Consider the following 15,865-nt stretch of genomic DNA (forward strand, 5'->3'; position numbering starts at 1 on the left):
AAATCAACAATTGACCCCTTTATGCTCTCGCTACAGGAACCTCCTCCCACCGGGTCGTGTACTGCGGCGTTCGCCTCTCCTGTCGCATTCCCCACGACCGGCGCGCATCATCAACACCCGAGCTGGCCATGTGCACCGTCCCCTTGCCATATCGGCCATTGAGGACGTCCAAGGCCTCCATCAATCGGGTCCGATCGTTGTGATCGTCAATGTCCAGGTCGAGTTCCCACTGCTCACAGGTCTCATCCACCAAGTCCAACAGCATGACACCCGCTTTGATCAGCTGGTAACCAGGCTGGTAGATCTGACGTATCCCCAGTGCGGCCGCATGCACCAGATGCGCTGTGTCTGCCGTGGGGCGCCTCAGTGGCACGACGATGCTCTTTGAGAATCTCGGTCCCGGCCGAAACGGCGACGTGTGCGAGAACACAAGCAGTTCGCTTGCAAGGCTGTGCTGACGGCGAAGCTTCTCTGCGGCTCGGGTTGCGAATTCACTCACCGCTTCAATCAAGGGGGCCAAGTCGGTGATCGGCCTTCCAAATGACCTGGTGCAGGCAATTTGCTTCTTGGGTGACGGGGCGTCGTCAAGATCCACGCAGGGCATGCCCTGCAACTCCCGCACAGTGCGTTCTAGGACCACACCCCATCGGCTTCGTACTGTCGCCACATCCAAACGGACAAGGTCCAAAACGGTTGCGATCCCCTCTTCTCTGAGTTGTTTCTCGATGCGCGGCCCGACACCCCAGACTTCGCCCACTTCGGTGGCAGCCAGAACGGCATCCAAGTCACTGGCCGGCAGGCTTGCAAAGTTGCAAACCTGAGAAAGATCACTGGGGTAACTGCCGGGCTTGCGCTCGGCCATCTTGGCAACGTGGTTGGCGAGTTTCGCCAAGGTTTTGGTGTTTGCGATTCCGACGCAGCACGGAATGCCAACCCACTGATGGATTCGGGCTCGAATGGCCCGGGCACGCTTGTTCAGATCGCCACGCACGCCATCCAAGCCAATGAAGCTCTCGTCGATGCTGTAGATCTCCTGACTGGGTCCAAGCCCTGCAGCCAGACTCATCATCCGGTCACTCATGTCTCCGTACAACGTGAAATTCGCAGACAAGCCCACCAGGCCGGCCTCGTCCTCCAGGTGCCGGACGGTAAACCAAGGCGCCCCCATGCGAATGCCCAACGCCTTGGCTTCATTGCTGCGCGCCACGGCGCAGCCATCGTTGTTGCTGAGCACGACGACGGGACGCCCGTTCAGACTTGGCCTGAACACGCGCTCGCAGGAGACGTAAAAATTGTTCCCATCAACCAAGGCGTACATACCCAGAGCCTCATGCACGCCTGTGCTCAGGTCGGAAACCGTTTGATGCTGCTGGTCACCACGCCCCAGACCTCAACGGTTTGCCCTTCCTTGGGGGTGATCTCGGGGAAGGTGGGGTTTGCTGGTTTAAGTTTGGTCCTGCCCGCCCTCTGGTACAGGTATTTGACGGTGAACTCCCCATCCAGCACGGCGACCACGACATGCCCATGTCGGGGTTTGATCGCCTTGTCGACCACCAGCATGTCCCCATCGAAGATGCCCGCATCGCGCATCGAATCCCCGCTTACACGCAGCAGGAAGGTCGCCTGGGGGTGCACGATCAACTCTGCGGTCAAGTCAATGCGCTTGACCGTGAAATCCTCTGCCGGCGAGGGGAATCCAGCCTGCACCGTATCCCGCGCAAGAGGCAACAGCAGGCCCGCTGGCGAAATCTGGATGGGAGCAGGGACAGCAACAATACTGGACATTCATCCAGTATAAACTTTGCCCTGTTTCCTTCAAATCTTCGACATCAACCCGGCGGCCATCACGGCACTGCCGCCAGAACGCCTACGTCGCTTGCCCCCATCGAGGTTCGCCCTTTGCCTGCACGCTTGGCGTCGTACATGGCTTCATCAGCGGTTTGCATCACATCCTCTGCGTCTTCACCCGCACCTGGGTAAATGGCGATGCCAATGCTGACGCTGATCCTCGCCTCCCCACGCTCCAAGGCATACGGTGCGGACACTGCGGCGATCAGCGTCTGGGCGCACTGATGTGCCGACTCGGAGTCCACATGCATCAGCAGCACAGCGAATTCGTCGCCCCCGAATCGGGCAACCACGTCAGACTCGCGCACACCGTGGCGCAGGCGGTCGGCCACGCTTCTCAGCAGGTCATCACCCGTGGCGTGACCCAGGCTGTCGTTGACCGCTTTAAAACCATCCAGGTCCATGAACAAGACGGCCATGGACTCGCCTTGTCGTCGGCACAAGGCCATGCCTTGCTCGACCTGATGGGTGAACAGGCTCCGATTGGCCAGGCCTGTCAGTGGGTCGTGATGCGCCGCGTATTGGCTCTTCATCATTTTCTCGCCGGCCACCACAAGAGCCCAGCGCATGTCGTTGGCCTCTTTGAAGTGAAGCGGAGGAATGGACTGCACATGACCTTGCACCAAAGCTGCAGCTGGCTCTGTCAAAGCTTGCATGGAGTCAGAAATCTTTGACGCGATCCACCAAGCCACCCATTGGCCGAGCAGAAGCGCGATCAGCCCCAACTCCAGCAACCAGATCATCTGCTGGTTGATGCTTTGCTCCAGTTCTGCCACGGGAATGCCAATGGTGATCGTCCACCCGGTGAGCTCAGACCGATGGTAGGCAGCCAACACCCGGATCCGGTCTAAGGTTTGGCTTTCGAACACCCCTTCGGCTGAGGAGCTGATCCGATCGCGCAGTTCGGGCGTGCTGAGTTGGCCCACGTACTTGTCGGCATCCACATTGCGTGCCGCAACTCGACCACTGCCCTCAATCAAGCCAACTCGCCAAGCCTCCGGGAATCGCTGCGTGGCGATGACCTCAGAAAGGATCTGAGGCGTGAGCAAAGCGTTGAGGGAATACTGAAACTGCCCCTCGGTGATCACCGGCACGGCCACGGTGAGCAGGTGACGCTTGCCATCCACGGCCATGAACAAGCCTGACACACCGGGCACCTGGGTTTTGATCGTTCGCTCCAGCAAGGGCGGGTTCGGAAGCCGCGTGGGGGGTGTCTGCGGATCTCTCGCAGCAGACATCACCATATCGCCCGCAGGTGTGATGACCAGAATGTCTGCCACCCCCATCTGAGTCCTCACAGTTGACGCTCGCTCGTGGAAGCGAGGCAGGTCGCCCTTTCGGAGATTGCTGGAGGTCGAGAGAACTTCAAGGCCTGTTTGGATGCTGAGGATCTTCTCGTCGACGATCCCGGAAATAGCCCGCGCACGCCCAAGCACCGACTCGGACATCTGGGCTCTGCTGTCCTGATACTGCTGTTTGAGCACCACGACACCCAGCGTCACGATCGGCAACACGCTCACCAACGGAAGTGCCAAAAGTGCATGGCGAATGCTGGGAACGAATCGAAACATCGATCCATTCTAGATACGGATTTGATGACTGTGACACCTCAGGATCAGGACTTTCCATGACCCAGAGCCAGGTCAAACCTCATCAGGGCCATTGAATTGACCACCATCAAGATCGCTACACAGATCTGACGTCCAGACAAACCACCTGGAGCACGAGAAGCGGGTGAGCCTCCAAGGTCTGGCTACCCTGAGTTGTCTCAAAGCCGGGTTTGATGAACGTGGACAATCTGCGCTTAGATTTCAAGCGAAACCCAACCGGAGACCCCATTGATTGACCGCGTGATTCGAATTGCCCAGGTGCTGGCCCTGCTGTGGATCGGCTACGAACTGCATGGACTGGCAAGCACAGAGCCGGCCGCAGATGAGCCGGAATCCACGGTGAGCCCAGTCCCCAGTAGCGCATTGCGTGGGTGATGCGAGCCCCCAGGTTCTGGGCATATGCTCCAAGTGCCAGCCCATCGGCTGACCTTGCTTTTCCTCCCTGAGCAAGCCCGCAAGGGTTCACCCGGCCAAGTGCCGGGTTTTCTTTGGAGTGCCCGCTCAGAATCAAGCTACGTTGCCGTTCAGAGCCCAATGGCTGGTTCCGCGTTCGGATTGCCAAGCCAGGCTGCACAGGCGCCAGGCCCGGCCCAGCAGCAGGCCGCTGAAGGCCCCATAAGCCAGGGCGCAACCAACGGCAAAAGCTGTTCCTTGTGTCCAATCCAGATGCAGAGCCAATGCCACACCCACTGAGTACTTGGTTACGAAAAGGCCCAGCATCGCGGCCAGTGGCGCCCAGCTTCCGGGCACAGTGAACCGGCGCAGTCCTGGCACATAGGAAGTACCGGCCGGCAGTGGCTGCCGACGTACCCACCAGGCGACTGTAATTGTGGCCTTGAGCCAGCACAGCAGTACAAGGGTGTTGGTTGGCCAGGCGCTCATGACGCCATAAAGTGAGAGCGCAGTGAGCGCCAAGGCGGGCAGCAGCGCGCGCTGCAGTGGCATCTGCCGGCTCAAGGTCTGGCGCAGTCCCAGCCAGAGCAAGGCAAAAAACAGAGCGAAGACCCAGCGGGGAGTGTTTTGGATGATTTGCAGCAGCATGTCGGGCTCCAGTGTGGTGGTTGGACTTGGTGTCTGACAGTGACTGTGCCCAGCCTTTGCCCTGGGCGCGATGCTGGTGCGATGAAGTGCCGGGGATTCGTCGCCGAACGCCCATACCGAGAGTGAAGCGTGTCCGGGTACAGCGCCGGCTTCAATCGTGCACCGGCAGCAGGTGCTGCGGCTTGGGGCGAGGTTTCTGCGGCAGAGATCCGTCCAATCCATCATGGGAACCCCATGGACTCAAGCCGGCCGCCACGGCAGCACAAGCAAGAGCCGTCCTGTGGTCAATGGGCACAGTGCCTGCCAGCAGGGAGGCATAGTCAGCAGCCTTGAAGCCGCGGGCTTGAGCGGCGGCCCGGTCGCCCAATTTCAAGTACTGCTGCCAAGCAAGAAGATCTTTGGGGCTCATTGTGAATAACCCTTTCTTACGCGGGTCACCCTTTGGTGTTTTTAAAATAAATGATTATTTAAATTCAGAATGACCAAAACTCCCGCAAGCCATGGCAACCTACCAAAAAGTGACAACATTCTGCTCTACCCAGGAGGCTGCAGAAATGCTTGGCCTCAGTACGGATGAGGTAGATGCCTTGGTGGACTCCCGTGCTATTGAGGTTTGGGATGGTGCGCATGGAAGCAAGCACATCCTGCGTGAGTCGGTGCAGGCCCTTTGCAAGACCAGCCCTGCGCCGGATCCAGACAGGAGCCACAGTCGTCCACTGCTGCGGGTCTATGTCATGGATGCAGATCGCTCGGTTCTGTCGCATTATCGAGATTCGCTGGGGCAGATTTCAACGCAGGTGCTGCCGGTCTTCTTTGACTCGATTTTTGATGCGCTACTCAAGATCGGGAGCCATCCTCCTGATGTCTTGATCCTCGACCTCTGGACGCCTGCCGTGGATTGGTTCCCGATGATCCAGGCGTTGTGCAACGCCCCGGAATTGCATGGACTCAAGATTGCAGTCGGCACGCAGTTGAGTGAGAACCTGATCACAGGCCGGGGAGGTTTGCCTGATGCCGTTGAGCTCTTTCAAAAGCCAATCGCTGTGCCAGAACTCGACGTGTTGATGGCAACACGGGCATGTCGGCACTGACCTGGGAAGCCAAGGTTCAGAACGTTTCCCCATCGGTGTCAATGCCACACCTCGCCGATGAAGTCGCCTGTGCGAGGCATTGAGTGTCTTTCAATGCCTCTCCATGACCCAAAGCCAGATCAAGCTACAGCAGATCGTGAGCATTACACGCCGTCAGAGTTGACGGAGCAAACCTTCGCGAATCCTGCAGGAAATCCTTCGCATCGATCAGTGAGCGAACGACAGCGATTGCCTCAACTAGGACTCAATGGCAGGGGCCAACAAAGCACGAGGATCCACACCAAGGGCTTCCGCGATCCGTTGGATGTTCCTGATGCTCAGGTTCCGACGCTTGCGCTCAATGCCCGAGATGTAGGTGCGATCCAAGTCACAAAGATCTGCCAAGGCTTCCTGCGACAAATCTTTACTTTTGCGGATCTGCCGCATGTTGTCTGCAAACAGTCGCAGCAGCTGGTCTGGGTCTGAAGTGGGTGTCGCAGGCGACGAACCACGACCACGTGGGCTCAAGGGCCCTCCTCGCCTAGGCTTGCTCAGCTCGGCGCTGTCCGCAACCCGCTTCTGGGGTTGGGCTGTCGGTGACTTTTTCGCCACAGCTTGAGCTTTTGAGGGTGTCTTTGCCACCCCGGGATGCTCAATAATGACGGACTATGAGACCACGGACTATGAGTATCATTTCAACATCGTAAGGACACGAAGCCTGCTCCCCAATCGCTGCGGCCATATCGGCGTTGCAGCGGTTGAGGAGTTATGGCTTCATTTTTTTGTCCTGTTATGTGACTCTTAGTCTACATATTCGGAAGATTTCAAATTCAGACCACGGGAGGGTCAGATGGTGTTTTGCAGGGGGTGCGGCAAGCAGCTGCACGAGACAGCTTTGACATGTCCTGGGTGCGGTGCACCTCAAAAGGACACGAGCCAGGATGGAAATGACGGGCCACTGTGGCGTCCGATCGCCACATTGATCGTTGGGATTTTGACGATCTCTCCGTTTGCAAATCAGGGACACCTTGACCACGACACAGTGGTCGGGATCGCCGCATTTGGCTTTGGTGGCTTGGCGCTGGGAGGTTGGACCTTGAGCCAACAAAAGCGCGGTCGATGGCTGGCCATTGCCGGCGTTGCGATGGCCGGACTTGCCTTGCTGGCACTTCTGGGTAACTGAGAAACGACAACGGAAAAAGGAATGTGATGTCTACAGTTTTTTGCCGCGGCTGCGGCCAACCCGTGACTGCAGTTGCAACGTCTTGCCCGAACTGCGGAGCACAACAAGCCACTCCTCAGGCCACACAACGCAAGGCCGAAGGCGCCCTTTCGGACAAGTGGGTGAAGCGGTTTGCACTCATTCAAAAGGCCGGTGGCGCCAAATTGCCCGCCCTGGGCAAGCTCCCGATGTCGGAACGACTGGCCATCAAGTTCAACATTCTTGGTTTCCTATTCGGACCGTTCTACTACGCGTTCCTAGGCATGTGGAAGCGGGCGTTGACGATGCTGGGCGTTGGCTTGTCCATCGTGTTGATCGGCGAAGTGGTGCTCAAAGCGGTGGGAGCTCACCAGTCGCTGGCCTCGTTCTTCATGGCTGGATTCTTTGCCGGCAAGGTCAATTTGGACTACTTCAAGAAGCAGATCCTCAACGACAACGGATGGTGGTGAGGGACAAGCCATGTTCATGAAGAAAAATGCATTCAAAGTGGTCGCGGCCTTTGCCACCTTGGCCTCACTTCAAGGCTGCTTCAACAGTGAAATCAATGCGGCCAAAGATCACAAAGAGGGTCAGTTCGGGCGCCTTGAAGACACCCTGAGTAGCCGGCCTTACTGCTCCGATCAAAAGTGGACCAGCCGTGATGGCCCCGAGAAGTCAGTCATCGTGACAAACACCTGCTTGGTGAAGATCGATCCAGAGGTTTTCCGATCCTCCGAGCAATATCTCCGCAAGGCCTCAGACGAGCAAGCAGAAAAGCTGCAAAACCGCCTACAGGAGTCCTTGGAAAACGCTCAACGTGCTGTAGAGGAGACGCAACGACGCATCGCCACAATTGACGTCAACGCACCAGAGCCGAAGGGTTTCGCACGCTTCATCTATACGCCGCCTGCAGAGCTTTTGGCGGAGAGCCAGGCAAAACTTGTCAAACAACAGGAAGTGCTCAAAGAGTGGACGGAATTCCAAGCCCCGGGATCCGCAAAAATCAACGAATGCCATGCGCAAGACCTCAAGACCCTCGAAGATCGACTGAATGCGGCTCGGCAGGACCGCTATGAAGAAATCATCGAGGTCAGGGTTCTTGAAAAAAAGACCACGCTGCACTCGTTTGACATGCGCTTCGCAGGCAAGCAATCGACTGTCGGCCCATATGAACAGTTCCAATACATGTCCAAGTACATACTTCCCCGCCAATGGGAAGACATTCAGCTCATATGGAAGACGAGGGTTGAAGCGAACTTGGCGATCGACTTGCCACAACGTTGCCAATTACAAGCCTCTGATCTGAAGAGCCAGTAGCGAAAGACGCCACGGGCGAGATTCAATAAAGGTTTCGGGATATAAATTGTGGGGACAAAGTGCATATTCCGATCCGTTCAACCTATGGACCCGATCCGAACCTGCCACCAACCCCGATTCAAACTAGGCCACTGATTACGATTCGATCCAGCCACTTCGGTGACAACATCCCTGGGAGGCCGTCTGATACGATGCCTGAGAGCGGCCAGGAGTTGACTTTCGGGAGGGGCAAAAATGAGGGTCATCGCGTTGCCGACAACGTGGAGTGAAGAGGAAGGACTTCAACCCATAGACGTCCAGGACATTGACGTTATCGTGACGTCGTCGGAGCTTGAGGCGCTCGCGGACTTTTTTGGCCGCGCTGCAAAAACTCTCCGGGAAAGCGGCCTCGCAGAGGCTTCTAAGGAGTTTGGAGACTCCAAACCGAATCCACAAACTGGGATTTGGTTAAACGTGAAACTCTCAACGGACTAGCTGGGTGTCGGTACTCGGCCAGGAGCAGTCATCCGGCCGAGAGAGGGGCCGCCCTCATGTCCGGTCATTCAAGGATTCCATGAAACCTTTTGCCATCGTCTTGCATGGCCCGACCAGCGCGGGCAAATCGACCACTGCAACCGCTCTGCAGGATTGCGCCCCAGTTCCCGCATTTCATTCTCGATGTTTAAACGGTGAACATTGCACCAACTTGGTTGAGCCACTTCTCTCGCCTGGCATCGGTGACATGGCTGACGGGCGATAGCGCCACCCACTTCACCTTGCGCACGCCGCATTTGCGCAATGTGCCGCGTACCAATGCCCGCTGCACGGCATCTCCGTACAACCACCGGTAGGCCCATTTTGGCGTGTTCATGGTGGTGATGACTACTGCCCGCTGGATGTGCGTGAGGTGGCCTTTCATGCCAATTTTGGCCGGCTCGTAAGCCCATCCCTTGGTGAACACCTTGTCAATGAAGCCTTTCAACAAGGCTGGCATGACTTCCCACCAGATCGGGAAGATGAAAATCAATTGCTGTGCAGCCTCAATGCGGGCCTGATAGCCCGCAACCATTGGATCGTCACTTTGACCGCGTGCGTACACAGCCAGATCAGATCCACGCATGATGGGATCAAAATCCTCGGCGTCCAGGTGCAGGCGGTCCACCACATGGCCGGCATTTTCCAGTTGCTGCACCACCCGCTGGTACAAAGCATGGCAATAACTCTTGGCATAGGGGTGGGCCAAAACGACCAGTGTGTGCATGGGGACTCCATCGAAAGTTGTGATGGCGTGATGGTGCGTGCCGCGGGCCGTCCCGTCATTAACAAAGGTTCAGAGCGCGTCAGCAGACGGGGTGTCTTTCAACTTGCGACGGATTCGGCTCAGGTGTACGGCACTCACACCCAGGAAGGATGCCAGGATATGCAAGGGAATGCGCTCCAGCCGCTGCTGGTGCGCAGCCAGCAGTGCCTGGTAGCGCTGAGTCGGCGATTTCGCAATGGCACTGGTGTAGAGGTCTACGTAATTCACAAGTCGCTGCAACGTGAACGCCTGAAGTTCAGCTTGCAGAGCAGGTTCCTGCTGAACTCTGGCCTTGATGGCGGCCCCTTCCAGCACGCGCAGACGACAAGTTTCCAGGGTAATCAAGGACTGGGCGCTGGGGAGTCCTGTCAAAAGACTCTCGATCGAACTGACAATCTCGCCCTCGAAGAAAAATTGGGTGCTTGTCTCGCGTCCGTCAGAATCCAGCAGGCAAAGCCGAGCACAGCCTTGCTCAATGAGGTACAAGCGCTGTGCCAACCCAGGTCACTACACAGGGCAAGGGTGTCTCTCCGAGGAAATTCTCGCCATCAATGGGACGACTCGCGTGGATAGAATTTGACCATCTCGTTCACTACGTCGGGTACAACTATGGCCATTGCTTCTCAGACCTTGTCTCAACTCCAAGCTGCCGGCTCGGCCGTGAATGCGGCGGGTCTTGCCTTGCAACAGGAGCTTCAGGCGCATTCGCATGCCTTGATGGAACAAATGGCCATGCAACCTTTTGGTCCCGAGGTAGATGGTGCATATCAGCAGATGCGGCAGGTGGCGCGCCTGGTGCACGAGATGAACTCCTTGGAACAGCAACTCAAAGCCATTTACCTGGATGCTGCTCAGAAGGTTCAAGCGGAGGTTCCAGTGCTGCCGGCCTTGCCCTCGGTGACGCGCCGGCGTCGAGTTCAGGATGCTTCAGTCGTCTCATCCCCCGAGTTGATCGAGGACGCGAAGGTTGTTAGCAAGGGGGAGGGTAAGCGCAAACCCAGCAAGCGACCAGCTACGGTCAAACCCTCCGCTGTTGTCGACAAACCAAAGCTGGCTAACTCGGAGCTCTTGCTCAAAGCGCTCAAGAAGATCCTTCGCAAACAGGCAAAAGCTGTTGGGCATGTTGAGATGGCCAAGGTCAGTGGTCTGCCTCGCGGCTCGATCGGAGCCTCAATCAAGAAGTTGGTTGAGACGAACAAGCTTGTCGTTGAATCCAACGGCTTCTTCAAACTAGTGTGAGTGTCTGTCGCGCTTGTCGACACCGAGATAGTCGGTGTCGGCGAAGACATCGCTTTCCTTTTCATGCACCATGGGTATGCATCGATGAGATCTCATTGACGGTAACCGCGGTGTCAACCAGGCAGTGAGTCAAGCCGCTATCGACAACCGGCCACTATGCAGATTTGTGCCGAAACATCATTGCCTCATCTTTTAAATCTGATGAATCTCGGGGTGTGCACACAGCCTTGGTTGTTGATCGAACTGGGCACGGCGATGTACGTGGCATTGATGGCAAAAATGACAATCAGTTCTTGATCACCAATTCAATGCCGCATACTTTTGCGCCTCACAAACCTGGGTATGACCGGAAAATTTCAAAAATGCCTTTCTTCAAAAAATCAGGCCCAACCAAATAAATTACGGCGACAGCGGATAAAAATCCACCCCCGCCTCCTCAAGCATACTTTGCCTTAGCATAAGAAAAATCATACAAATCTCTCTCACGCTACGATCCTTCACAAACCTCCAAAAAAGCAACATTTTAAGTTCACGTATATTTTTTCTATGTTCGGCATAAGAAAAAACATCCTCAGCAATTAAAGAGAAGGAAGAGTTCGAATAATAAATCTGACCAAAAGCAGCAAGAAGAAGCTCCTCCACATGCACAGACGGCCCCGAACGCTGCGTTCCTCTCGCAGGAAAAACCGCCTTACCACGATTCTTAGCCCCCATTATTTCATGATCGACAGACACACCGCCATAATAAGCAGAGATTAGCACAACAACCAACAAAAACCGATGAAATGAATCAAAGCAAGGCATCGACTTTGCGGCCTGCAATCTTCTACCGAGCTCGCCAAATTCAAAGGCTCCACGCCCATTCAAATACGCATCACGAAGCGGCACCGTCCATCGCAAAACATTATCAATATCAGACTCAAATAGTGGCTTTTTGAAATATGAATGCTTACCCAGAAGCATACCTCTTGGACCGAACCAGTCCAACATTAAGTCCCGTAAAGCTTCTTCGCAATCTTCAAAACTGTGTTCCAAGACGTGTTCGGGGGCCTCAGTGATACCAACGTCATTGAGTGCACTGACAAATGCATTCACCATTTCAAATGCTGAATGGTGTATTTCGTTTTGAGTGACAGCCTCATTTAAGGCTTTATTCACCGATAAGTGCACCCCAAATAGCAAAAGCAGACTATCTGGAATTCCATCAATTTCTTTAGCCAATTCATAGAGACTCCAATCATCATGGATACCCAGTGCATCAGAATTAAAATTACTCAAATTCAATTTAAATACAGCACTATCGAATATTCCAAAATATCTATCCAATTCAACCTTGTAAGTAGCAAACTCAACAGACCATGGAGATGCGACATTAAAGCCCCTACTTTTAAATTCTTTATAATTAGAAAACTGAACCTTCACATTCCATTCGAGACCATTCTCAAGAAAAAACAACACCTGCCCGAGATTTGTATCAGAACTCCAAGGATGACGGGAAAACTCCTTATTCACAGCATTTTCCACATCAAACCAAGACATCAAAAGCTCGCCAATACTGGCATCCTCGCATCCCGGCACCTTATATCTTCGACCATACTCAGCATACAAACCGCGGTGAATCGCACGATAAGTCTCTGCATGAGCACTAGGCGAATTCTTCACATCTTCGACATCAACATTGTCAGTTGATGCCAAAAATTTGAGAGAGGACCGACCTCCTCCAGCTTGTTTAGAAATCACGCAGCTGTAATCTCCGATACTGCAAAAATTTCTTGGAATCTTGGCGAGTATCGACGAAGACCACTGACGTCCATTGTCAGTACCAGCACCAAGCAAAACTCGCGCGAGGGCAGGGATTTCATCGGCGTATCGATCAATCAAATCTGACGCTTGCGTTTGATCAATCGAAAGCACGTCAGCCAAATGACTGAGGACAACCTCACGATCATGCCTTGAATACGGTTTATTCGCTCGTCCCATTTACTTCCCCACGGAAAATACACACCAAAACAAAATTAATACTACAACAACTCCATCCACATTTGATATCAACACTCACCAAAATCCTCGAAACTTCCACACCCACAAGAACAATTCATCAATCCGTTAAGAGCCTATTGAAATAACAGTGACACAGGCAAACCCCACCTTGGCACTCGCATGACGATGTTCACTCAATGCTCAATTTCCCTTGGCCCGCCCCGCATTGCCCGCAAACAGGGCATGCCGCGCGTTCTGGCGGGTGCGTTTCCACGGCTTTCAACCTCATCAAGCCACCTGCGCACGCATGCGCTCAGGGAACGCAAACGCGTGAGGTTTTTGGCCGCCTCGATCAAAGTAAAAAATGGCTCCACCGTCTCCAGTCCGTGCTCCATCACCTGGCGGATTTGTCCGGTCGTCTTTCTTCAGCCAAAGCACTTATCGATAGCGTTGCTGCCAGTGTGCGGGAGTTGCGCGCCAAGTGGAGTGGGACTTTCATCTCTTGGCAAACCTGAGCGACACCGCGCGTATCGTCGCCCTTGTCGGTGCCGCCCGTCACGCGGCTATCCGCACTGGTAACGGTGACAAGCATCGCAGCCATTTCACGCTCGGCGTGCCATCGGCCGCGCCGGTGCGTACATTGACCATCAGGACATCTCGGGTTGTCGATCGAAACGTGACCGAAGTGGCTCAGTTGCCCGGGGTCAGTGGTTTTGTGAGCAGCCCCCCCGACAATGGCAACGACCCGACCGCAGCAGGATTTGATGCAGCCAGAATTTCACAGTGAACACTTCGCCAATGACGCGAAGATCCGCTTGAAGACTACTCGAAGTAGCCCCCATCGGGGGCCCTCGTGCGAGGCCCCTAAACATACGCAATTGGGACACGTTACGCATCGCGCTTGGCGTCCTTCATGTGAGCTGTTTCTTTGTCAGCCGCCTTGTTTTTAGCTTTGTCGGCATCCTTGAGCAGGAGGGCTTTGATACCAGCGACTGGCCACAACAAACGTCCACCGCGCCCGATAGGCTGCAACATGCCGGTGCCATTGCAACTCCACACGCGCAAAGTTTGAGGCTTACGTCCGAGGTGGTACGCCGCCTCATTAGTAGGGAGGTACAGTCGCACCTCATCCTCCAGCGGGACGAAGTCCACTTTGCGCTTGGTCGCGTGCTTAGGCGCCACCAAAGGCGTGTCAGGCACACCAGTTTTGACGACCGGCATTGCAGTGGACACCACATGGGAAGCTTCGGCATTGCGAGCGTCGTTAAAGCACGTGCTGTTCACGGACATGCGACGAGCCGCCAAACGCTTAGGCACCACAGGCTTAGGCCCGATAGGGGACAGGCGGCGCTGGTTGGAACAGCGCGTGCGGAAGGACATACTTTTCGAAGGCATAGTTGACCCTTATTCTTGAAACTCGGAACACGGTGTGCACGCCGTTTCGTAAGTTTCAGTCCCAGCCCCACTGATATTTCCGGCGAATTCCCCAGAGTCCTCTGACGGTCACCACCAACCACCATTACTGAATGGCACTGACGAACTTCGTTGAAGACGGGCCCATCTAGGCCCACGACAATGGGGCTGAGCGAGACCTGCGCTGTGTTGCCAATGGGTACAAGATTTCACCGATACGTCAGCTCAGATGCCAGCGGCCACCCTGCGGCGGTGATGTGTGCGTTGCTGGGCTCGGTCTGACAGAACGAGATCAATCGGCAGCGCTACCTTCGTCAAGTCCTTGAGTGCATCGCCCACCATCCCATCGACCGCGTTGACGAATTGCTGTCCTGGACTGGTGCCTCGATCTGGACCGATGACGCCAGCGCTAAGGATCTACCGCTGGTAAAAAGCAAACTTGGCGGACGTTGGTCAAATGGACGCACGCACATTTAGCCCATTGCAAATGGTGCCCATGGCGGCAGGGCCGAGTTGTATCTGCTCAGTTGGGTGACGGCGCAACTGCTCGCCGCTCGATGACGCACCGAGCACATCCAGGCGGAGTGGTACACCGACCAACAGATTCGATACAACAGCTGGGATGACCAGACATGGAAGCCTGCGCATGTCGTCAGGCCGTGGCTCAAGATCTTGCCTACTGCAAACCCTTCAAGGTTCAGGATGCTGCGATCCACACCAACTCAGCCAACCCATCGACAGCTGGTGGTCCAGTATCGGCGGAGCAGAAGCTCAAAATGGCCCAGTCCGCCACATTACGTCGCCAGTCGCTGCGACATCTTCGTCGGCAACCGAGTAAGCCTCACCGACAAGGACTTGCAATACCGCATCGGCCTGATCGTACGCGTGACCCCACGCACCGCCTCGCTCAACTGCAACGACCGAAAATGAAGCGTTGCCCCAAGCCCGCCGTCCCTGGTTAAGGTCCGAACCCCACGGCCACAGACAACGGGTGTTCTTCAGACGACGACTGCCATTTTTGGTCAGATCCGGTCCATGCAGGGCGCGTTCGCACCAACCAACAATGACTGAATTGTGCGCATCGACACCGAACTAAAAGGCGTTGATCGAGTTGATGTACGCGCAGCAGCCTGAAGCCCAGGCGATTGCGCAGATCGAAGGTCACACCAGCTGAGACGAGATGAACATCCGTTTCGGGTCACGGTCATAAGGTCACACCAGAGAGGCGCTAGCGGACTGCTCAAATGTGATCCACACGGTGCCACGTTAGTCAGCCGTGCACCAACTCGAGGCCACATTCGGGCTCACCAAAGCGGTCGCAGTACGTTCCCGTTCACGGGTCGTAGGCTGCATCCAGCCGGGTCATCCTCCACCTAATCGGACCGTGCTTCCAGCAAGTTCAATCGGCAAAAAATTTCACAATGCAGGATTTAGACCGAGAATCAAAATGCGCCGTCGAAAAAATTCGGCCAATTTTGACCATGACTGAATTACAAGTTCCACCTGAAAGCCTGATTTTTGGCGGCCTGGCACCGGATGGCAATCCCAAAAAAATGTTCTGCGACAAAAAAGGTGTGTCCTCATGACCTGCCCCCTACAGACGTACCAATCAAAAGTGGAAGTCCAAGTTCAAGGTTAATCGATTTGTTTTTGAATTGAAGGTTGTTGAGCTGCATCGCCAGCGCGCTGGCGATGCAGCTCGGCAAAACGAGCCGGTGGTATGCGGCCCAGGCTGCTGTGTGGTCTGACTTCGTTGTAGTCCGTGCGCCAGATGGCCACGGATGTTCTGGCCTGGTGCAAGGTCTCAAACCAGCTCTCGTTGAGGTGCTCGTCGCGGAACTTGCCATTGAAGCTTTCGATGTATCCG

16 protein-coding genes are annotated in these 15,865 nt (G+C 55.3%); 6 read left to right on the forward strand and 10 right to left on the reverse strand.

What is annotated here, in order from left to right; translation table 11 throughout:
* Positions 1–19: 19 nt before the first annotated feature.
* The 4 genes from F624_RS0128555 to F624_RS0128575 all read right to left on the reverse strand — a co-directional run bounded on the left by F624_RS0128555 (position 20) and on the right by F624_RS0128575 (position 4,724).
* Positions 20–1,318, reverse strand: coding sequence for a Y-family DNA polymerase (locus F624_RS0128555; RefSeq protein WP_019577806.1), 1,299 nt, complete (start codon positions 1,316–1,318; stop codon positions 20–22).
* A gap of 26 nt (positions 1,319–1,344) precedes the next feature.
* Positions 1,345–1,785, reverse strand: a complete 441-nt coding sequence (locus tag F624_RS0128560) for a LexA family protein (RefSeq protein WP_019577807.1) — start codon at positions 1,783–1,785, stop codon at positions 1,345–1,347.
* Between the two features lie 59 nt (positions 1,786–1,844).
* The gene (locus F624_RS0128565; RefSeq protein ID WP_031256605.1) at positions 1,845–3,419 is read right to left on the reverse strand and encodes a sensor domain-containing diguanylate cyclase; all 1,575 of its coding nucleotides are present in this window, start codon (positions 3,417–3,419) and stop codon (positions 1,845–1,847) included.
* Between the two features lie 546 nt (positions 3,420–3,965).
* Positions 3,966–4,724: a DUF6622 family protein gene (locus F624_RS0128575; RefSeq protein ID WP_342663615.1), complete on the reverse strand. Its 759-nt coding sequence runs from the start codon at positions 4,722–4,724 to the stop codon at positions 3,966–3,968.
* A 275-nt stretch (positions 4,725–4,999) separates the two neighbouring features.
* On the opposite strand from F624_RS0128575, the gene F624_RS0128580 reads away from it, so the two are divergent.
* Positions 5,000–5,590 carry a response regulator gene (locus F624_RS0128580; RefSeq protein WP_019577810.1) on the forward strand — a complete coding sequence of 197 codons (591 nt, stop codon included), beginning with the start codon at positions 5,000–5,002 and terminating at the stop codon, positions 5,588–5,590.
* A gap of 237 nt (positions 5,591–5,827) precedes the next feature.
* Here F624_RS0128580 and F624_RS0128585 read toward each other — a convergent pair whose 3' ends face one another.
* Positions 5,828–6,016, reverse strand: a complete 189-nt coding sequence (locus F624_RS0128585) for a helix-turn-helix domain-containing protein (RefSeq protein ID WP_019577811.1) — start codon at positions 6,014–6,016, stop codon at positions 5,828–5,830.
* Between the two features lie 762 nt (positions 6,017–6,778).
* On the opposite strand from F624_RS0128585, the gene F624_RS34460 reads away from it, so the two are divergent.
* Both F624_RS34460 and F624_RS0128600 read left to right on the forward strand, forming a co-directional pair.
* Positions 6,779–7,240 carry a DUF2628 domain-containing protein gene (locus F624_RS34460; RefSeq protein ID WP_084679755.1) on the forward strand — a complete coding sequence of 154 codons (462 nt, stop codon included), beginning with the start codon at positions 6,779–6,781 and terminating at the stop codon, positions 7,238–7,240.
* 10 nt (positions 7,241–7,250) lie between these two features.
* The gene (locus F624_RS0128600; RefSeq protein WP_019577813.1) at positions 7,251–8,087 is read left to right on the forward strand and encodes a hypothetical protein; all 837 of its coding nucleotides are present in this window, start codon (positions 7,251–7,253) and stop codon (positions 8,085–8,087) included.
* Positions 8,088–8,748: 661 nt separating this feature from the next.
* Here F624_RS0128600 and F624_RS0128610 read toward each other — a convergent pair.
* Entirely contained in the window at positions 8,749–9,327 is a 579-nt protein-coding gene (locus F624_RS0128610; protein WP_019577815.1) for an NAD(P)H-dependent oxidoreductase, read from the reverse strand.
* A gap of 69 nt (positions 9,328–9,396) precedes the next feature.
* Positions 9,397–9,852: a Crp/Fnr family transcriptional regulator gene (locus F624_RS0128615; protein WP_245573754.1), complete on the reverse strand. Its 456-nt coding sequence runs from the start codon at positions 9,850–9,852 to the stop codon at positions 9,397–9,399.
* 90 nt (positions 9,853–9,942) lie between these two features.
* Between F624_RS0128615 and F624_RS0128620 the strand changes: the two genes are divergently transcribed.
* A complete protein-coding gene (locus tag F624_RS0128620) occupies positions 9,943–10,605 on the forward strand; it encodes a hypothetical protein (RefSeq protein ID WP_245573755.1) in 663 nt (220 codons plus the stop codon).
* Positions 10,606–11,004: 399 nt separating this feature from the next.
* Here F624_RS0128620 and F624_RS35150 read toward each other — a convergent pair whose 3' ends face one another.
* A complete protein-coding gene (locus tag F624_RS35150; RefSeq protein ID WP_157443673.1) occupies positions 11,005–12,585 on the reverse strand; it encodes a hypothetical protein in 1,581 nt (526 codons plus the stop codon).
* 502 nt (positions 12,586–13,087) lie between these two features.
* Here F624_RS35150 and F624_RS35155 point away from each other — a divergent pair.
* Positions 13,088–13,372 carry a hypothetical protein gene (locus F624_RS35155; RefSeq protein WP_157443674.1) on the forward strand — a complete coding sequence of 95 codons (285 nt, stop codon included), beginning with the start codon at positions 13,088–13,090 and terminating at the stop codon, positions 13,370–13,372.
* Positions 13,373–13,473: 101 nt separating this feature from the next.
* On the opposite strand, the gene F624_RS35570 is transcribed toward F624_RS35155, so the two are convergent.
* The gene (locus F624_RS35570) at positions 13,474–13,875 is read right to left on the reverse strand and encodes a hypothetical protein (protein ID WP_211224187.1); all 402 of its coding nucleotides are present in this window, start codon (positions 13,873–13,875) and stop codon (positions 13,474–13,476) included.
* A 414-nt stretch (positions 13,876–14,289) separates the two neighbouring features.
* Between F624_RS35570 and F624_RS36555 the strand changes: the two genes are divergently transcribed.
* Positions 14,290–14,475 (forward strand): hypothetical protein, encoded by a 186-nt coding sequence (locus F624_RS36555; protein WP_157443677.1) that lies wholly within the window; start codon positions 14,290–14,292, stop codon positions 14,473–14,475.
* 1,158 nt (positions 14,476–15,633) lie between these two features.
* Here F624_RS36555 and F624_RS0128640 read toward each other — a convergent pair.
* On the reverse strand, positions 15,634–15,865 hold a 232-nt coding region (locus tag F624_RS0128640; RefSeq protein ID WP_019577821.1), incomplete at its 5' end, for an integrase core domain-containing protein.

This window comes from Curvibacter lanceolatus ATCC 14669 (assembly GCF_000381265.1).
GTDB lineage: Bacteria > Pseudomonadota > Gammaproteobacteria > Burkholderiales > Burkholderiaceae_C > Curvibacter > Curvibacter lanceolatus.